This is a genomic window from Longimicrobium sp. (genome assembly GCF_036554565.1).
Taxonomy (GTDB): domain Bacteria; phylum Gemmatimonadota; class Gemmatimonadetes; order Longimicrobiales; family Longimicrobiaceae; genus Longimicrobium.
The window spans coordinates 1-1,793 of the sequence record NZ_DATBNB010000283.1; the positions used below are offsets into that span (position 1 = coordinate 1).

At 72.5% G+C, this 1,793-nt stretch carries 3 protein-coding genes; 1 reads left to right on the plus strand and 2 read right to left on the minus strand.

Translation table 11 applies throughout. From position 1 onward, the window contains the following. Window positions 1–226: TonB family protein (locus VIB55_RS07575; protein WP_331876066.1), on the plus strand; the 226-nt coding region annotated here is incomplete at its 5' end. An 81-nt stretch (window positions 227–307) separates the two neighbouring features. Here the strand turns inward: VIB55_RS07575 and VIB55_RS07580 are convergent. After that, complete coding sequence (locus VIB55_RS07580; RefSeq protein ID WP_331876067.1) at window positions 308–904, minus strand: hypothetical protein; 597 nt, start codon at window positions 902–904, stop codon at window positions 308–310. 161 nt (window positions 905–1,065) lie between these two features. Next, complete coding sequence (locus VIB55_RS07585) at window positions 1,066–1,707, minus strand: regulatory protein RecX (protein ID WP_331876068.1); 642 nt, start codon at window positions 1,705–1,707, stop codon at window positions 1,066–1,068. Window positions 1,708–1,793 lie beyond the last annotated feature (86 nt).

Sequence of the window (1,793 nt, forward strand, 5' to 3'; positions counted from 1 at the left end):
TCCGCCCGACAAGCCGCGTGGCGTGGCGAGCCAGGAAGTCACCATCCGCTTCCGCGTGGACGTGCGGGGCAGGGTGCGCGAGGCCAGGCTGCTGACCAGCACCGGCAACCGGGGCTACGACGAGCGCATCCGGCGCTGGGGGATGGAGCTGCAGTTCCGCCCCGCCGTCAGCCTGGACACCAACCGGCCCGTGGAGGCGGAGACGGAGATCACCATTTCCGTGTAGCCCACGCATCGGCCCGAAACCGGAAGAGCCCGCCGCGATCGAGGATCGCGGCGGGCTCTTTCCGTTCGTGCGCCGTCCGGCTCAGGCCGCGGCGAGCACTCCGGCGGGGGACGACGTGCCTTCCATCAGCTGCGACCACACCTGCGCGGCGGCCCCGGGCTGCGCATCCGCGGCGGGGTCGTGGCGCTGGCTGAGGCGGCCGGCGTGCTCGCCCTCGCCCAGGCGCAGGAGCGCGAAGACGATGCGCTCGCGCAGCGGCCCCTCGCCCGCGGCGTCGAACATCGCCCCCAGCTGCTGGGCGGCAATCTGCTGCTGCCCTGCCTTGCCCGCGGCCTCGGCGTATTCCCAGACGCGCGCGGCGGCCTGCTCATGGCGGCCGGCGGCGATGTCGATCCAGCACAGGGTGCAGCGGGCGCGCACGGCGTCGGGATGCACGTGAAGGATCATCCGGCAGATCAGCCCGGCGGCGGCGGTGTCGCGCAGTTCCAGGTACTGGTCTACCGCGCGGCCGTACCACACCAGGGCGCGGCGGCCTTCGCCCATGCTGGCGCACAGGTCCCCGGCGCGCTTCAGCAGGATGCCGCGGGTGCGCGGCTCCGCCTTTTCCAGCGATGCTTCGATCGCCGTGAGCCCCGCCTCGAGGGCGGCGGGGAGGTCGTTCAGTCGCCGGGTTCGCACTGCTGGTCCTTCCACTTCAGGGCCTGCCGAACAGGCGGCCACGCCCGGGGGAGCGGCCGGTAGAACGGCCGGCTCCCAATGCAACGCCTGTTCCACTGATGCGGACATCCGTTGCAGTAAACGTTTGTAGAATGTTGGCCGTAGTCCGGGTCGCAGCGCCCCTAGTCAGAGCCGCCGGCGGGGAGCACTTCGTCGATCACTTCGCGGATGGTCTCGCCGCCGAAGCCGCGGCGTGCCAGGAAGCCCTGCAGCCTGCGCCGGGCCCGGTCGCGCTCCTCGCCGGGGCGCGTGCGCCACTTTTCCGCCGCGCGCAGGGCCAGCTCCCGCTCGTCGGTGCCTTCGCCTTCGAAGGTGTCGCGGATGGCGTCGCGCGCCACCTCTTCGTCCACGCCCTTGGCGCGCAGCTCGCTCGCAAGCCGCCGCGCGCCGGAGGGGCGCAGGCGCACGCGGTCGCGCACCACCGTCCCCGCGAACGCCGCGTCGTCGATCATCCCCAGTTCGCGCAGCCGTTCGATCACCTCGTCCGTCACCTCGGGCTCGTAGCCCTTCATCCGCAGCCGCCGGGCGAGCTCCACCGCCGCGCGCGGGCGCACCGCCAGCAGGTGGAGCGCGGCCTCGCGCGCCTGCCATCCGCGGTCGCGCCGCTCCACCTCGGCCAGGCGCGCCTCGGTGACCTCGTCGCCCACGCGCAGGTGGGCGGCGTGGGCGATTTCCATCGACACCCCCATGCGGAACTCGCCGTCCACGAACACGCTCACGCGGTCGGGATCGTGCTTCTGCGGCTCGATGGCGGTGATCTTCATCCGGCTCTTTCGTCGCGCTGCGGGCTTGTGTGGGCTGGGACGCGGGGATTATGCGAGCGCCATGCACAATCCGAAACCCGGTTGAG